The 15,107-nt window shown below is 66.5% G+C and carries 17 protein-coding genes; 6 read left to right on the forward strand and 11 right to left on the reverse strand.

Annotated features, from left to right (window positions below):
- Positions 1-235: 235 nt before the first annotated feature.
- The gene (locus BLU62_RS20240; protein WP_074851758.1) at positions 236-1,132 is read left to right on the forward strand and encodes a TIGR03621 family F420-dependent LLM class oxidoreductase; all 897 of its coding nucleotides are present in this window, start codon (positions 236-238) and stop codon (positions 1,130-1,132) included.
- Between the two features lie 86 nt (positions 1,133-1,218).
- On the opposite strand, the gene BLU62_RS20245 is transcribed toward BLU62_RS20240, so the two are convergent.
- The gene (locus tag BLU62_RS20245) at positions 1,219-1,878 is read right to left on the reverse strand and encodes a hypothetical protein (protein WP_074851760.1); all 660 of its coding nucleotides are present in this window, start codon (positions 1,876-1,878) and stop codon (positions 1,219-1,221) included.
- Positions 1,879-1,895: 17 nt separating this feature from the next.
- Positions 1,896-2,672, reverse strand: a complete 777-nt coding sequence (locus tag BLU62_RS20250) for an SDR family NAD(P)-dependent oxidoreductase (RefSeq protein WP_074851762.1) — start codon at positions 2,670-2,672, stop codon at positions 1,896-1,898.
- 262 nt (positions 2,673-2,934) lie between these two features.
- On the opposite strand from BLU62_RS20250, the gene BLU62_RS20255 reads away from it, so the two are divergent.
- Positions 2,935-3,855 carry a LysR family transcriptional regulator gene (locus BLU62_RS20255; RefSeq protein ID WP_074851764.1) on the forward strand — a complete coding sequence of 307 codons (921 nt, stop codon included), beginning with the start codon at positions 2,935-2,937 and terminating at the stop codon, positions 3,853-3,855.
- Positions 3,856-3,876: 21 nt separating this feature from the next.
- On the opposite strand, the gene paaK is transcribed toward BLU62_RS20255, so the two are convergent.
- The 9 genes from paaK to BLU62_RS20300 all read right to left on the reverse strand — a co-directional run bounded on the left by paaK (position 3,877) and on the right by BLU62_RS20300 (position 11,497).
- Entirely contained in the window at positions 3,877-5,193 is a 1,317-nt protein-coding gene (gene paaK, locus BLU62_RS20260) for a phenylacetate--CoA ligase PaaK (RefSeq protein ID WP_074851766.1), read from the reverse strand.
- A gap of 19 nt (positions 5,194-5,212) precedes the next feature.
- A complete protein-coding gene (paaE, locus tag BLU62_RS20265; protein ID WP_074851769.1) occupies positions 5,213-6,307 on the reverse strand; it encodes a 1,2-phenylacetyl-CoA epoxidase subunit PaaE in 1,095 nt (364 codons plus the stop codon).
- Position 6,308: 1 nt separating this feature from the next.
- Positions 6,309-6,848 carry a 1,2-phenylacetyl-CoA epoxidase subunit PaaD gene (gene paaD / locus BLU62_RS20270; protein WP_244278271.1) on the reverse strand — a complete coding sequence of 180 codons (540 nt, stop codon included), beginning with the start codon at positions 6,846-6,848 and terminating at the stop codon, positions 6,309-6,311.
- Positions 6,849-6,850: 2 nt separating this feature from the next.
- Entirely contained in the window at positions 6,851-7,768 is a 918-nt protein-coding gene (gene paaC / locus BLU62_RS20275) for a 1,2-phenylacetyl-CoA epoxidase subunit PaaC (RefSeq protein WP_074851771.1), read from the reverse strand.
- Positions 7,769-7,781: 13 nt separating this feature from the next.
- Positions 7,782-8,096: a 1,2-phenylacetyl-CoA epoxidase subunit PaaB gene (paaB, locus tag BLU62_RS20280; protein WP_074851773.1), complete on the reverse strand. Its 315-nt coding sequence runs from the start codon at positions 8,094-8,096 to the stop codon at positions 7,782-7,784.
- Positions 8,093-9,052, reverse strand: a complete 960-nt coding sequence (gene paaA / locus BLU62_RS20285; protein WP_074851775.1) for a 1,2-phenylacetyl-CoA epoxidase subunit PaaA — start codon at positions 9,050-9,052, stop codon at positions 8,093-8,095. Before paaA ends, paaB begins: the two co-directional genes overlap by 4 nt.
- Before the next feature lie 77 nt (positions 9,053-9,129).
- Entirely contained in the window at positions 9,130-9,909 is a 780-nt protein-coding gene (locus tag BLU62_RS20290; protein ID WP_074851777.1) for an enoyl-CoA hydratase/isomerase family protein, read from the reverse strand.
- The gene (locus tag BLU62_RS20295) at positions 9,906-10,769 is read right to left on the reverse strand and encodes a 3-hydroxyacyl-CoA dehydrogenase family protein (RefSeq protein ID WP_074851779.1); all 864 of its coding nucleotides are present in this window, start codon (positions 10,767-10,769) and stop codon (positions 9,906-9,908) included. Before BLU62_RS20295 ends, BLU62_RS20290 begins: the two co-directional genes overlap by 4 nt.
- Positions 10,766-11,497, reverse strand: a complete 732-nt coding sequence (locus tag BLU62_RS20300) for an enoyl-CoA hydratase/isomerase family protein (protein WP_074851781.1) — start codon at positions 11,495-11,497, stop codon at positions 10,766-10,768. Before BLU62_RS20300 ends, BLU62_RS20295 begins: the two co-directional genes overlap by 4 nt.
- Before the next feature lie 113 nt (positions 11,498-11,610).
- Here BLU62_RS20300 and BLU62_RS20305 point away from each other — a divergent pair, with 113 nt between their 5' ends.
- From BLU62_RS20305 to paaI, 4 genes are all read left to right on the forward strand, one after another.
- Positions 11,611-12,222 carry a TetR/AcrR family transcriptional regulator gene (locus BLU62_RS20305; RefSeq protein WP_074851783.1) on the forward strand — a complete coding sequence of 204 codons (612 nt, stop codon included), beginning with the start codon at positions 11,611-11,613 and terminating at the stop codon, positions 12,220-12,222.
- Positions 12,223-12,304: 82 nt separating this feature from the next.
- A complete protein-coding gene (gene paaZ, locus BLU62_RS20310; protein WP_074851785.1) occupies positions 12,305-14,344 on the forward strand; it encodes a phenylacetic acid degradation bifunctional protein PaaZ in 2,040 nt (679 codons plus the stop codon).
- On the forward strand, positions 14,341-14,655 hold the full coding sequence (locus tag BLU62_RS20315) for an EthD family reductase (RefSeq protein ID WP_074851787.1): 315 nt from the start codon (positions 14,341-14,343) through the stop codon (positions 14,653-14,655). The genes paaZ and BLU62_RS20315 overlap by 4 nt, the downstream gene beginning before the upstream one ends.
- A 53-nt stretch (positions 14,656-14,708) precedes the next feature.
- A complete protein-coding gene (paaI, locus tag BLU62_RS20320) occupies positions 14,709-15,080 on the forward strand; it encodes a hydroxyphenylacetyl-CoA thioesterase PaaI (RefSeq protein ID WP_074853043.1) in 372 nt (123 codons plus the stop codon).
- Positions 15,081-15,107: the final 27 nt, after the last annotated feature.

Below are 15,107 nucleotides of genomic sequence, written 5' to 3' on the forward strand. Positions count from 1 at the left end.
GGGTAAGTGATCCTCCGAAGGGGGTGACACTAGGTTCGTATGGCCGGAACTCGGTGCCCGCGACGGACGACCGGTGTGTCATTCGGTACCGATCTCACCGTCCCGACCTGGCACTCACAGCTCGTGAGTGCCAACGTCCGTTTTAGCACTCGCCCCTGCCGAGTGCAAGGTTGCACCGGCCCGAGGCCACCGCATTCACCCGGCCGGGCGCGTCGACCCTGGCTACGTTGAGGACATGTCTCTCGCGTCCAGGGCGTTCCGGTTCGGGGTCAACATGCTCGCAGTGGACACCAGCGCGTCGTGGCACCACCGCGCGCGGCACGTCGAACAGCTCGGCTTCGACGTCCTGCTGGTCCCCGATCACCTGGGCATCCCGAGCCCCTGGCCTGCACTCGCGACGGCCGCTGCCGTCACCGAACGCCTTCGCGTCGGCCCGTTCGTCCTCAACGCGGCGTTCACCAACCCGGCGCTGCTCGCCCGCGACGCGGCGACCGTCGACCAGCTGTCCGACGGTCGCGTCGAGCTCGGGCTGGGCACGGGCTACGTCAAGGAGGAGTTCGAGGCGGCCGGAATCGAATTCCTGTCGGCCGGCCGCCGGGTCGACCATCTGGGCGACACCGTGGCCGGGGTGACGTCACTGCTGGCCGACCCCGAGCACACCCCGCGTCCGGTACAGGAGCGCGTGCCGCTGCTCCTCGGCGGCAACGGCGATCGTGTGCTGCGGATGGCCGCCGAGCACGCCGACATCGTGGGGTTCACCGCGGCGCGCACCGGTCGGGACGGCGACCTCGAGCCGCTCTCGGCGGCGGACTTCGCCCAACGCGTCGCGTTCGCCCGAGCGGCGGCCGGGAACCGCGTCGAGACCATCGAGTGGAACCTGCTGATGCAGATCGTCGTGGTCACCGACGTCCCGATGCGCGTCGCCGAGGAAAACATCGAGAAGTGGGGGCTGTCGATGAGTCCGCAGGAGTTCCTCGACATTCCCTCGATCCTCATCGGCTCCGCCGCCGACATCGCCGACCAGCTCGTCGAGCTCCGCGCGACCACCGGGATCAGCTATCTCACGGTCCTCGAACCGATGCTCGAACAGTTCGCGCCGGTGATCGGGTTACTGCGCGGCGTGGACCGCTGATGTCCGCGGGCCCCGCACGACGAGCCGCCACGGGATGGCTCCCCGCGGCGGCTCGTCGACCGAAGCGAATCAGACCTTTCAATCGCTCACTGCGGCACGCCGTACTTGTCGATGATCGGAGCCAACAGTTCGGCGGCGCGTGCGCCGGTGATGACCTCGTCGTTGCCGACCTTGGTGACCACCTTGGACTCGGTGTCCTCGTAGACATGCTCGCCGATCATCTTGCCGTCCTCGTCATAGGGCCAGAAGAAGGCGAGCGTCCGGCGGACGAGGTAGAACGAATCGGCGTCGTACTGTGACGAAGAGGGCGCGCCCGGATCGTTGTTCATCGAATCGAAGACGTTGTCGCCGAGCAACGCACCGGGCACGAACTGGCTGAACTCGGCCTCTCCGGCGAAGCCCCAGTCGTGCACGGCCATCTTCTGCTTACCCGTCCACATCACGAGCATGTCCATCGCAGCGAGCTGCTGATAGAAGGCGCGAACCGTGTCCATCCCGTCGAGAATGGTCCCCTGCCCACCCTCGAAGAGCCGGTAGTGCGGATGCGGGACGGTCATGTTGGGTGCGAGCAGTTCCTCGTACCGGCCGGAGACCTCCAACAGTCCGTGCCTGCGGTAGTTGATGAGGATCTTGCGGTGCCTGGGATTCTCCAGGGTGTCGATGAGGTCGTCGACATCGTCCATCATGTGGACGAACTCCTCCTCATACGACGTACGGGTGGCAACGGGAGCGTGGGCTGTACTCATTGTTTGTGATCTCTCCTTCACAGGTACTTGCTGAGGTCTGGGTAGCTACCGATCTCGTAACCGCCGTCGACGACGAGGCTGGAGCCGGTGATGTAGCTGGCGTCACCGGAAGCCAGGAACACCGCGGGGGCCGCGAGCTCCGACGGCTTGGCCGGGCGCTTGAGGACTGCGTTGGCGTCAAATTCGGCCATGATTCCCTCGTTTTCGAGGATGAAGCCGGCCATCGGGGTGTCGACGAGACCGGGTAGGACCGAGTTGACGCGGATTCCGTGGCGCCCCAGTTCGAGGGCCGCGTTCTTGGCGAACATGTCTGCACCGGCCTTGCCTGCGGCATATGCACTTCCGCCGTACAGCGGGATGTGGGCATTGACCGATGACACGACGACGATCGATCCGCCGTTACCGGCACGGATCATGCTCTGCGCCGCGTACTTGGTGCAGAGGAACACACCGCGCAGCACAATATCGACGGTGAAATCCCATGTCTCCCCGTCCAAGTCGGTGATCGGACCAGGACGGATCGCGCCGGCCACGTTGAACAGACTGTCGAGGCCGCCGAGGTCGGACTCCGCCCGGGCGACCGCCGCCTGGATGTCATTCGCATCGGTCACACTCCCCGGTTGGGCAATGTAGTTGTCACCGAGCTGTTTTGCCGCGTCGTCCAGACCACCGGAGTCGAGATCGAAGGCGACCACCGACCCTCCGTCGGCGATGAGGCGCTCGGCGATCGCGTATCCGATTCCGGATGCGGCTCCGGTGACGATCGACCGTTTGGGTGCTGAGGAATTGGACATGATTTCCCGTCGTACGAGGAGTGAGAATGTCGCCGCGAAAGAGGGCGGCGAGGCGGCCGGAATGATCTCCGACACCGGAATGTCCGACCCCGCGATCAGCGGGGGGCCATCAGACCTCCGATGTGAGGTCAATCATTGCGCCCATCAAAGGTGGCGTCCATTACAAATACCCACACCGACGTTAGCCGTTTAACTAACACTGCAGGTGGAAGGCTTGCCGCCTTGTGTTCTGCGTCACAACCGCTTGATAGAGTCTGTCCCTGTGACCCTCAATCTGCACCTGGTGCGCTACCTGATCGCCGTCGTCGACGAAGGGCATTTCGGGCGCGCCGCAGAGCGCCTGTACATCAGCACGCCGTCGTTGAGTCAGCAGATCCGCAAGCTGGAACGGTCCCTCGGTGCCGAGCTGCTCGACCGGACCGCACACCCCGTCCGTCCGACCCCGGCCGGCGAACGGTTCCTCGCCGAGGCCAGGGAGTCGGTCTCGGCGGCCGACCGGGCGGTCGCCGCCGTGAACAGCTACCGCCGAGAATTGGCCCATACCTTGCGAATCGGGTTCATGACGGCGTCGACGGGAATCCGTACCCACGAGATCCTCGACGAGTTACGGCGACGGGTACCCGACGTAACGGTGCAGATGGTCGAACTTCCGTGGTCGCATCAGACCTCGGCGGTGCGTGAGGGTCAGGTCGACGCCGCGCTGGTACGCCCGCCCTTCGCCGATTCCACCGGCCTGCGACTCGATGTCATCCGCCACGAGGGGAGGGTCGTGGCTCTACCGAGAACCCATGCGCTGGCCGATCATTCAGTCGTCCACCTCGCAGATCTGGACGACGAGATCCACGTCACCAACGACGACGCCGATCCGGTATGGGTCCGCTGGTGGGCCTGCGATCCACGGCCGAGTGGCGCAGCGGTGCGCTACGGGCCGTCGGTCCGCACGATGGACGAACTGCTGGAGGTGGTGGCAGCCGGGCAGGCAGTGTCCATCACGGGCCAGTTCGTGGCGCAGAGCTACCGGAACCCCGGCGTGGCCTTCGTCCCGGTCGACGACGTGCCCTCATGCCCGTTGTCCCTCTGCACACGCAACTCCGATACGTCGACTGTCATCGCCGAGTTGCGTGGAGCTGTCGCGGCATCGGCACGCACAGAAGAGTCACGAACGCCCGTAGGGCGTTCGTGACTCTTCTCGCGTCGGATTCGGTCAGGCCTTGGGCCGGTTGTCCACGAGTCGCTTGGCCTTGCCCGTCGAACGGAACAGGACACCGGATTCGACGACATCCACCGCCACGCTGACGCCGATCCGGTCCTTGATCAACGACTGCAGTTGGGCGGCGGCCGCTCCGCGGTGATCGCCGGAGACATCGTGGCGGTACTCGACTTTCACCGTCATCTGGTCCATGCGTCCGGGCCGCTCCAGCACACACTGGAACTGCGGGGCCAGCGTCGGAACGCCCAGGATGAGTTCCTCTATCTGGGTCGGGAACAGATTCACTCCGCGCAGGATGATCATGTCGTCGGTCCGGCCGGTCACCTTCTGCATACGGCGCATGGATCGCGCGGTCCCGGGGAGCAGCCTGGTCAGGTCGCGCGTGCGGTATCGGATGATCGGCATGGCTTCCTTGGTGAGCGAGGTGAACACCAGCTCACCCTCCTCCCCGTCGGGAAGCACCTCACCGGTCATCGGATCGATGATCTCCGGATAGAAGTGATCCTCCCAGATATGCAGTCCATCTTTGGTTTCCACACATTCCTGCGCGACCCCGGGCCCCATGACCTCCGAGAGGCCATAGATGTCGACCGCGTCCATCCCGAGCTGCTGCTCGAGTTCACGCCGCATCTGCTCGGTCCACGGCTCGGCACCGAACACTCCGGTGCGCAGCGAGGTCGTGGTCGGGTCGATCCCCTTCGCGAGCATCGCGTCGACGATGGTCAGCATGTACGACGGCGTCACCATGATCGCGTCCGGCCGGAAGTCCTCGATCAGCTGAATCTGTCGTTCGGTCATGCCTCCCGACATGGGGGTCACCGTGCAGCCCAGACGTTCTGCTCCATAGTGGGCCCCGAGACCGCCGGTGAACAGGCCATACCCGTAGGCGACGTGCACCTTGTCACCAGGCCGCACACCACCCGCACGCAGGCTGCGGGCCACCAGGTCTGCCCAGGTGTCCAGGTCGCGGGCGGTGTACCCGACCACCGTCGGCCGTCCGGTGGTACCCGATGACGCGTGGATCCGCGATACCTGATCCTGCGGTACCGCCAGCATGCCGAACGGATAGTTCTCCCGCAGATCGTTTTTCGCGGTGAACGGGAACAGTCGCAGGTCGGACAGTTCCTGAAGGTCGTCGGGGTGTACACCTCGTGCGTCGAACGCCGCGCGGTAATGCGGGACGTTGTCATATGCGTGCCGCAGCGACCACTTCAGCCGCGCAAGTTGGGTTGCCGCGATCTGGTCACGAGAGGCGAACTCCAGGTTCGACTCGGGGCTGCCGGCGGTGGGTCGGGAAAGGGTGCTGGTCATGTCGTACTCCAGGATCTTGTCAGGCGTCGAAGTCGACAGTGACGCTGTTGCCGACAGGGAAAGTCTGGCAGGTGAGGACGAATCCGTCTGCCACCTCTGAGTTTTCGAGAGCATAGTTGCGGCGCATGTCGACCTCGCCGACGGTCACCTTGGCCCGGCACGTGCCGCACACTCCGCCCTTGCAGGCGAACGGGAGATCCGAGCGCAACTGTTCACCCGCGTCGAGGATCGACTCGTCGCGCGGCAGGCGGCCGCTGACCGACCGGCCGTCGAGGACGATGGTGACGTCGCTGCTCGGCCCGGTGACACCCGGCTCGCGGTGCTTTTCCTGCGGTGGCGGCGCATCGTCGACGTAGAACAGTTCGAAGTGGACCTGCTCCCCAGCAACATCCATGCCGCTCAGCATCTCTCGGGCGTCGGTCACCATCCCGTAGGGACCGCACAGCCAGAAGTGGTCGATGTCGGGAGTCGGGACGAGTGTGTCCAGGATCGTTCGCAGCCGACCCGCATCGAGCCTGCCGCTGAACAGTTCCACCTCACGCGGTTCGCGGGACAGCACATGGATGACGTCGAATCGTGCGCCGAACCGGTCTTTCAGGTCGGCGATCTCCTCGGCGAACATCACCGACCGCGACCGCCGGTTGCCGTAGAGCAGGATCACCTGTGCGTCCGGGTTTTCCAGGACCGACGAGGCGATCGACAGCATCGGTGTGATCCCCGAACCCGCGGCGATGAGCACATGCCGGCCGCCGGCCGAGGGGTCGGCCACGAACGCCCCGGCCGGCGGCGCGACGTCGATGCGGTCGCCGGGGCGCACGTCGCGCACCAGCCAGGTGGAGAAGAGTCCGTCAGCGACCTCGCGGACTCCAACCCGCGGTGAGTTCCCGGCGGGCGCACAGATCGAGTAGGAACGGCGATGCTCGACGCCGTCGATGAAACGCCGCAACGTCAGCGACTGTCCCGGACGGAAGTCGTAGTCCGCGGCCAGGTCGGCGGGGACGTCGAAGCGGACGGCGACCGCATCGTCGCAGAGCTTCTCGACGTCGGCCACGGTCAGCGTGTGGAACGACCTGGTACGCGATGGTGCGTCGATCGCCTCGGCGGTGATGGTCATGTCAGATCTCTTTCACATGATCGAAGGGCTCGAGGCAACCGCGGCAGCGGTAGTGCGCTTTGCACAGGGTCGCGCCGAACTCGGAGACGAGTTGGGTGTCGGCGGAACCACATCGGGGGCACGACAGGGTCCGTGGGCGTGCGGTGAGGGTGAGCGGGATCGGTCCGCTCGGACGCGAGGCGACCGCGCCGGGAACCGAGTATCCGCTGTCGGCGAGTTTCTGCCGGCCGTGCGCCGAGATCCAGTCCGTCGACCACGCCGGCTGCAACTGTGTGCGCACCACGACGCGTGAGAAGCCCTGCTGTGCAAGGGTGTACTCGATGTCGTCGCGCATGGTCGCGATCGCGGGACACCCCGAGTAGGTCGGGGTGATCGTCACGACAACCGAACCGTCGTCGTCGACCACTACGCCGCGCAGGACGCCGAGGTCCGCGAGAGTCAGCATCGGCATCTCGGGGTCGGTGACCGATGCGGCGAGTTCCCGCGCGGTCTGTTGCCTGGTCCCGCCCAGTGTTCCGGCCATGCTCAGTGTTCGGGGCATGCTCACCACACACCTTCGGGATGTGCGCGGGCGACGCTCTGCATCTCGGTCAGCAGCAGGCCCATCGCCTCGGTGTGCAGGCCGCGCCGGCCTTCACGTCCCCCCACGGTGCCGGCGGACCCTCCCGCGGGGCGATCGAGTCCGGCGGCGTGCAGGACTTGATCGATGACCGCGTCGAACTCGTCGCGGACGGTCCGCGGGTCCACGCCCACGCCGGCTGCGGCGAGGACGATCTCTTCGCCGGCCGGGCGGAACAGTTCTTCGACGTAAGGCCACACCCGCACGAGCGCCTCCCGGACGCGTCGCCGCGACTCGGCGGTGCCGCACCCGAGTGTGACCGTCCAGCGCGCCGCGTAGTCGCGGTGGTACGTCAGCTCTTTGACACCCTTCTGGGCTACGGCCGCGAGCACCGGATCGCGAGAGGTGCGCAGCCGGTCGAAGATCGCCAGCCGCCAGGTGGTGAACACCAGTAGCCGGACGATCGACACCGCGAAGTCACCGTTGTCCAGTTCGACCAGGCGAACGTTGCGGAAGGCCGCTTCGTCGCGGAAGAAGGCGAGCGCATCCTCGGCGGGCGCCGGCGAGGTCTCGGAGATGACCGGAACCACCGCGGCGTCGGCGGCCGCGGCCCGTGCGAGCAGCAGCCGGGCCTGGCCGAGGAGGTCGAGGCCGATGTTGGCCAGCGCGACTTCTTCTTCGAGTTCGGGTGCGCGAGCGGCCCATTGCGCCAGTCGCTGCGAGCTGATCAGTGCGTCGTCACCGAGCATCAGGCAGTACTCCGCGAGTGCGCTCGGGTCGATGTCGGCGGGGACCGTGGTGTCGACGCCGGCAAGCGGGTCGGCGAAGCTGGTGCCGAACGCCCACTGCCCGTGCGAGTCCTCGTCGACGAGACCGTCGTAAGCGTTGTCGTGATCTGTCATCTGTCCTGCGACCTCACATGTGGGGGACGTTGTCGGGGATCTCGTAGAACGTCGGATGCCGGTAGACCTTGTCGCCGCTCGGGGCGAAGAACGGATCCTTCTCCGACGGGCTCGACGCGACCACCGCGGTCGAGGCCACCACCCAGATGCTCACTCCCTCATTGCGCCGGGTATAGACATCGCGCGCATGCCGCAACGCCATCTCGTCGTCGGCGGCGTGGAGCGAGCCGACATGCACGTGGTTCAGTCCGCGCTTGCCGCGCAGGAACACCTCGTACAGCGGCCAGTCCGCTTTCACCGTGTTGCTGGTTGACGTGTGGTCGTTCACCGTGTGCTCTCCTGTCCGCGTGCAGCGAAGGCCGTGGCGGCCTCGCGCACCCATGCGCCGTTCTCGTGTGCGGCACGGCGATTGGCGATGCGCTCGGCGTTCGCCGCGCCGTTGCCCTTGATGACCTCGGTGAACTCGCTCCAGTCCGGTTCGCCGAAGTCGTGGGCCCCGCGGTCGGGATTCCAGATGAGGTCCGGGTCGGGGAAGGTGACACCGAGCGCCTTGGCCTGCGGCACACTCATGTCGACAAAACGCTGGCGCAGTTCGTCATTCGTGTGTCGCTTGATCCGCCACTCCATCGACTGCTCGGTGTTGGGCGACTGGTCGTCGGGCGGGCCGAACATCATCAGTGCCGGCCACCACCAACGATCGACAGACTCCTGGACCATCGCGCGCTGCGCATCGGTCCCGCGCATCATCGTCGACAGCAGTTCGTAGCCCTGCCGCTGGTGGAAGGACTCCTCCTTGCACACCCGGATCATGGCTCGCGCGTACGGACCGAAGGAGCTGCGGCACAACGGGACCTGGTTGCAGATGGCGGCACCGTCGACCAACCAACCGATGGTGCCGACGTCGGCGTAGGTCAGGGTCGGATAGTTGAAGATCGACGAGTACTTCTGCTTGCCCTCGATCAGCTTCTCGGTGAGCTCGGCCCGCTCGACGCCCAGCGTCTCCGCAGCCGAGTACAGATAGAGGCCGTGGCCGGCCTCGTCCTGCACCTTCGCCATGAGGATCGCCTTACGCCGCAACGACGGTGCGCGGGTCAGCCAGTTGCCCTCGGGCTGCATGCCGATGATCTCCGAATGCGCATGCTGGGCGATCTGGCGGACCAGCGTCTTGCGGTAGCCGTCGGGCATCCAGTCCCGCGGTTCGATCCGCAGGTCGTCGGCAATCGTCCTGGCAAACTCGTCATCGAGAGCAGAAGCGTCGGCCGTTATGGCGTTTGACGTGGACATTCACCCTACTTTCGAAACCGACTGTTCGGTTGGTAATAGTATGTACGACAGTGAGCCGGAGCACAACCGCGCCGGCGTCAGGAACCGACGAAGACCGGCTTCTCCTTGGCGAGGAACGCTGACACCGCGGCCCGATGGTCGACGCCGGCACCCAGCCTGACCTGCGCATGGAGTTCGCGATCGAGTGCGGCGTCGAGGCCGTCGGCCGACGCGGCGACAAGGGATTTGATCTCGCGGTAGGCCGCGGTCGGCCCCTCCGACAGCGCACGGGCGGTCTCCCGAGCAACATCGACGACATCCTCGTCGTCGACGACCAGGTGGACCAGACCCCAGTCCAATGCCTTCTGCGCACCGACCTTCTCGCCGAGAAGCAGCAGAGCACGGGCGCGGTCGGCACCGAGACGCTGCACCAGGGAGTAACTGAGACCCGAGTCGCTCGCGAGGGCTATACCGCTGAAGGCCGTCGCAAACGAGGTCTTGCGACCGGCGATCCGGATGTCGGTGGCCAGCACCAGACCCCAGCCCGCGCCCACGCACGCACCGGGGACGGCGGACACGACGGGCACCCGCAGCGCCGCCAGGGCACGAACGAGCGGGTTGTAGTGCTCGGCCACCGTGTTCATCGCGGTGGACGGGTCGGACTCGAGTGCGGTGACGTGCTCGGCGAGATCCTGTCCGACACAGAAATTTCTACCCTCCGCAGTGAGGAGCACCGCACGGACGGACGGGTCGGCAGCGGCGGTGGTCACCGCTTCCAGGAACGCGACCTTCGTCGCCGCATCCAATGCGTTGTGCGCCTGTGCGCGGGCCAGGGTGAGGATGGCCAGCCCGTCCGCGATGTCGATGGTCACGGTCATGATATCGAGCCTTCCCACTCGTGGAACCCGCGGCCGGACTTGCGTCCGAGGTCACCGCGAGCGACTTTGTCACGTAACAGCTGCGGCGGCGAGAAGCGCTCGCCCAGCGTGCTTTCGAGGTGTTCGGCGATGGCCAGACGCACGTCGAGTCCGACGAGATCGGTGGAACGCAGCGGCCCCATCGGATGTCGATATCCCAGTTCCATCGCGCGGTCGATCGACTCCGCGTCGGCGACGCCGTCTTCCAGCATCCGAATCGCCTCGAGCCCCAGGCACACCCCCAGTCGACTCGTGGCAAAGCCAGGCGAATCATTCACCAGGACCTCGGATTTCCCGAGCATGGACACCCACCCGCCGACCACGTCCACGACAGAAGCCGAGGTCGACGGCGCCCGGACGATCTCCACCAGGGACGAGGCCGGCACGGGGTTGAAGAAGTGCATACCGATGAAGCGCCTCGGATCGGTGAGCGCGGCGCCCAGTTCGGCGATGGAGATGGAACTGGTGTTGGAGGCGATGACCGTGCGCGCCCCCACCGAATCCTCCACGGCCGTCAGGACATCGACCTTGAGAACCGGAACCTCGGGCACCGCCTCCACCACGAGATCGGTGTCGGTGGCCAGATCGTGAACCGCGGCGACCGCCGACACCCGGCCCGCCACCTCGTCGACTTCTCGACCGTCGAGCTTGCCGCGCTCGTCGGCACGACGCAGTCCGGTGACGACGCGGTCGAGTGCGGCCTGCCGGTCGGCGGTCTCGACGATGGTCACCATCGATCCGAGCGTCGCGAACACCTGCGCAATGCCGGCACCCATCCGGCCGCCACCCACCACCCCGACTCGTACGGGAATTCCGGTCATCGTTTCCTCTCCAGGAACGCGGTCATCCGCTCCTGCTTGTCCTCGGTCTCGAAAAGCACTGCCTGCGCGATGTCGTCGGCCCATGAATGCGCCCCCGGCGCATTCAGAATGGTCTTGGTCAGCCTCAGAGCCAGCGGCGACTGCCGCACGATCCGGTCGACGACCCGGTGCGCGGCGGACACGTGGTCGTCGACGACCACCAGAACCAGGCCCGCCTGCTGAGCGGCCTCCGCGTCGAGACTGCGCCCACCGAGCAACACCTGCTTGGCCACCGACGTGCCGACCAGCGCGGGCAATCGGTAGCTCGCCCCCGCGGCGGCGAGGATGCCGAGCCCGGGTTCGGGGTTGCCGAACACCGCGGTCGGGGTGGCGATCCGGATGTCGCACGCATAGGACAACTCAGCGCCCCCGCCGAGGGCATAGCCGCTCACCGCGGCGACCGTCGGCAGCGGCAGCGATGCGACGCGGTCGAACAGCGACCGGTTGATACCGGCCAGCGCGTCCTCGCGGCGACGGTCGCGGAGTTCGGCGATGTCAGCGCCGCCGGCGAAATCGTCACCGCGACCCACCAGCACGACCGGCTTGGGATCACGCTCGATCCGGGCGCACGCGTCGTGCAGTTCGGCGATCATCGCGGCGTTGATGGCGTTGCGTCGGGCGGGCCGGTTCAGCGTGATGACGAACCGGTCATCGCGCTCCTCGACCTCGACGGTCTGCGCGTCGGACATCTGGACTCCTCACTCGATGGGGTCACAGTAACCAACCTTTCGGTCGGTAATCAATACCCGGTCGCCTGCCGGTTGACCGATTGCATGCGGGAGGAGATGACAAGATGTTGGACATGGCCAGCACTCGAGCACCCCGCAGAACCGGTCGGCCGGGCCGACCCGGGTACGACCTCGACTCACTCCTCGCAGTCGCGGTCAAGGTGTTCAACGACAAGGGCTACGACGGCACCAGCATGGACGCCCTCGCCGAGCGCCTCGGCATCAGCAAGTCGTCGATCTACCACCACGTGGCAGGCAAGGAAGAGCTACTCGAGCTGGCACTGAACCGCGCCCTCAACGCACTGTTCGCCGTCACCGTCGAGGCGCAGGCGACCGAGGGCCGCTACATCGACAGACTGGAATACCTGGTCAGGCGCAGTGTCGACATCCTGGTGGCCGAGCTCCCGTACGTCACCCTGCTGTTGCGGGTCCGCGGCAACTCCACGGTCGAACGCCGCGCGATGGCCCGTCGGCGCGAGTTCGACACGTTCGTCTCCGAGCTCGTCACCGCGGCCGCCGACGAAGGCGATCTCAACCCCGAGATCGACCCCGCACTGGTCGCGCGCCTGCTCTTCGGCACCGTGAACTCGCTCATCGAGTGGTACCGCCCCCGGACCGGCGGCTCGGCCGCCGAGCTCGGCGACGCCGTCGTCGCCCTGACCTTCGACGGCCTGCGTCGTAGCTGACGCCCAGCCACCCTCTCTTGACAATTCCCAACCCTCGCAGCGATGGTAATTACCGACCGAACGTACGGTGGATGGAGTTGATGTGACCAGACTGCTCGAGAGCTACGCACAAGGACGATGGTTCACCGCTGACGACGCGGGATCGGTGGTGACTAGCGCGGTGGACGGCAGCGATGTCGCGCGCATCTCGTCATCGGGTCTGGATGTGGCGGGCATGGTCGCCCACGCCCGGGCGGTCGGCGGGCCCGCATTGCGCGCCCTGACCTTCCATGAGCGTGCGGGGCTGCTCAAACAGCTCGGGCTCACACTGATGGCGGGCAAAGAGGAGTTCTACGAACTCTCGACTTCCACCGGTGCGACGACACGGGATTCGGCTGTCGACATCGACGGCGGCATCGGCACCGTGCTCAGCTACGCGAGCAAAGCTCGTCGCGAATTGCCCAACGACACCGTCTATCTCGACGGCGGTGTGGAGCAGCTCGGCAAGAAGGGCACCTTCCTCGGCCGGCACATCTACACCCCGCGGCACGGGGTGGCCGTGCAGATCAATGCCTTCAACTTCCCGGTCTGGGGTTTCCTGGAGAAACTCGCACCCGCCTTCATCGCGGGTGTCCCCTCGATCATCAAGCCTGCCAGTCAGACCGCCTACCTCACCGAGCTCGTCGTCCGGCGGATCATCGAGAGCTGCCTGCTGCCCGAGGGATCGATCCAGCTGATCTGCGGCAGCACGGACGATCTGCTCGACCATCTCGACGGACAGGATTCGGTGGCGTTCACCGGCTCGGCCGCGACCGCGGCACTGCTGCGCTCGCATCCGGGCATCGTCGCCGCCGGTACCCATTTCACCGCCGAGGCCGACTCGCTCAACGCATCGATCCTGGGACCCGATGTCGCCGTTGATGATCCGGAGTTCGACCTGTTCGTCAAGCAACTCGTCACCGAGATGACCGTGAAGGCCGGCCAGAAGTGTACCGCGATCCGTCGGGCCCTCGTCCCGGCCGACCGGGTGGATGCCGTCATCGAAGCCACCAGTGCACGATTGGCGAAGGTGGTGGTCGGAGACCCCCGTGCCGATGGGGTCACGATGGGCGCCCTGGCGAGTCTCGAGCAGCGCGAGGAGGTCCGCACCTCCGTTCGCGGCCTCACCAAATCCGCCGAGATCGTCTTCGGCGACCCCGAACATGTCGACGCGGTGGGCACCGGCACCGAATCCGGCGCTTTCATGTCCCCGATACTGCTGCGCGCCAATGACAACGACGCCACCGAACCCCACGACATCGAGGCGTTCGGCCCGGTCTCGACCGTCATCGGCTACACCGACACCGCCGACGCCGTCGCGCTGGCCGCCCGCGGTCAGGGCAGCCTCGTGGCCTCGCTGGTCACCAAGGACACCGGCGTGGCCCGGGAGATCGTCCTGGGTCTTGCGCCGTACCACGGGCGCGTACTGGTCCTGAACAGCGAGGACGCCCGCGAGTCGACCGGACACGGGTCGCCGCTGCCGGTCCTGGTGCACGGCGGCCCCGGCCGTGCCGGCGGCGGCGAGGAACTCGGCGGCATCCGCGGTGTGCTGCATTACATGCAGCGCACGGCCGTCCAGGGCACACCCGATGTACTCACCGCGGTCGGCAACAGCTGGGTCACCGGGTCGCGACGCCACCTCGGCGACGTTCATCCCTTCCGGAAGAACATGGCGGAGTTGCGTATCGGGGACACCATCGTCGGCGGTCCACGACAGGTGACGCTCGCCGACATCGACCATTTCGCCGAGTTCACCGGCGACACGTTCTATGCGCACACCGACGCGGAGGCTGCTGCGGCGAATCCCCTGTTCGGCGGCATCGTCGCGCACGGCTATCTCGTGGTGTCGCTGGCCGCGGGCCTGTTCGTCGAACCGAACCCCGGTCCTGTGCTGGCCAATTTCGGCGTCGACACTCTCCGGTTCCTCACCCCGGTCAAGGCCGACGACAGCCTCACCGTCACTCTCACCGCCAAGCAGCTGACCCCACGCCAGAGCGCCGATTGCGGCGAGGTGCGCTGGGATGCGGTGGTGACCAACCAGAACGACGACGTCGTCGCCACCTACGACGTCCTGACCCTCGTCGCGAAGGAGGCACAGCAATGAGCGTGCGCGTCGCCGTCTGTTACGGACAGCCCACCGATACCGAGGCCTTCGACGAGTACTACAGGCGCGTACACATCCGGCTTGCGAGTCGAGTGCCGGGACTGCGGGAGTTCACCTGGGGCAAGGTGACGTCTATGGACGGCACCGCCCCGCCCTACTACGCCATCGCCAGTCTGTATTTCGACGACGACGCCGCGCTTCGGGCAGGACTCGCGTCCCCGGAGATGGCCGCGGCGGGCAAGGACGTCCGCAACTTCGCGACCGAGCCGGTGTCGATGTTCATCCACACCGAAGAGACTGTCGGTCCGTGAGTCGCGTGACCGCCGTGCACGACGATTCCCGCCGACACCAGATCGCCCGCAGCATGTTCGATGCCGATCTCGCGTCCAGCGCCCTCGGCATCGAGTTGCTCGAACTCGACGACGGCCTCGCGCGCGCTGCCATGACGGTCACCGAGCGCATGGTCAATGGCCACGGCATCACGCACGGCGGTTTCGTCTTCCTCCTGGCCGACACCACGTTCGCGCTGGCCTGCAACAGCCACGACGCCGCAGCCGTCGCCGCACGCGCCGACATCCGCTACCTGCGCCCCACTCACCAGGGCGACCGGCTGACTGCGTCAGCGGTCGAACGCGCACGCTTCGGCCGGAACGGGATCTACGACGTCACGGTGCGCGTCGGCGACGAGGTGGTCGCCGAGTTCCGCGGGGACAGCCGCACCATCGGGCGGCCCTGACGGCGTGCCTCCGCGCATCACCGACGT

This window comes from Gordonia westfalica (assembly GCF_900105725.1).
GTDB lineage: Bacteria > Actinomycetota > Actinomycetes > Mycobacteriales > Mycobacteriaceae > Gordonia > Gordonia westfalica.

Excerpts from the sequence above, each read along its gene's own strand:
- BLU62_RS20240 (WP_074851758.1), top strand. The coding sequence starts at position 236 with ATGTCTCTCGCGTCCAGGGCGTTCCGGTTCGGGGTCAACATGCTCGCA.
- BLU62_RS20245 (WP_074851760.1), bottom strand. The coding sequence starts at position 1,878 with ATGAGTACAGCCCACGCTCCCGTTGCCACCCGTACGTCGTATGAGGAG.
- BLU62_RS20250 (WP_074851762.1), bottom strand. The coding sequence starts at position 2,672 with ATGTCCAATTCCTCAGCACCCAAACGGTCGATCGTCACCGGAGCCGCA.
- paaK (WP_074851766.1), bottom strand. The coding sequence starts at position 5,193 with ATGACCAGCACCCTTTCCCGACCCACCGCCGGCAGCCCCGAGTCGAAC.
- paaE (WP_074851769.1), bottom strand. The coding sequence starts at position 6,307 with ATGACCATCACCGCCGAGGCGATCGACGCACCATCGCGTACCAGGTCG.
- paaD (WP_244278271.1), bottom strand. The coding sequence starts at position 6,848 with ATGCCCCGAACACTGAGCATGGCCGGAACACTGGGCGGGACCAGGCAA.
- paaC (WP_074851771.1), bottom strand. The coding sequence starts at position 7,768 with ATGACAGATCACGACAACGCTTACGACGGTCTCGTCGACGAGGACTCG.
- paaA (WP_074851775.1), bottom strand. The coding sequence starts at position 9,052 with ATGTCCACGTCAAACGCCATAACGGCCGACGCTTCTGCTCTCGATGAC.
- BLU62_RS20290 (WP_074851777.1), bottom strand. The coding sequence starts at position 9,909 with ATGACCGTGACCATCGACATCGCGGACGGGCTGGCCATCCTCACCCTG.
- BLU62_RS20295 (WP_074851779.1), bottom strand. The coding sequence starts at position 10,769 with ATGACCGGAATTCCCGTACGAGTCGGGGTGGTGGGTGGCGGCCGGATG.
- BLU62_RS20300 (WP_074851781.1), bottom strand. The coding sequence starts at position 11,497 with ATGTCCGACGCGCAGACCGTCGAGGTCGAGGAGCGCGATGACCGGTTC.
- BLU62_RS20305 (WP_074851783.1), top strand. The coding sequence starts at position 11,611 with ATGGCCAGCACTCGAGCACCCCGCAGAACCGGTCGGCCGGGCCGACCC.
- BLU62_RS20315 (WP_074851787.1), top strand. The coding sequence starts at position 14,341 with ATGAGCGTGCGCGTCGCCGTCTGTTACGGACAGCCCACCGATACCGAG.
- paaI (WP_074853043.1), top strand. The coding sequence starts at position 14,709 with ATGTTCGATGCCGATCTCGCGTCCAGCGCCCTCGGCATCGAGTTGCTC.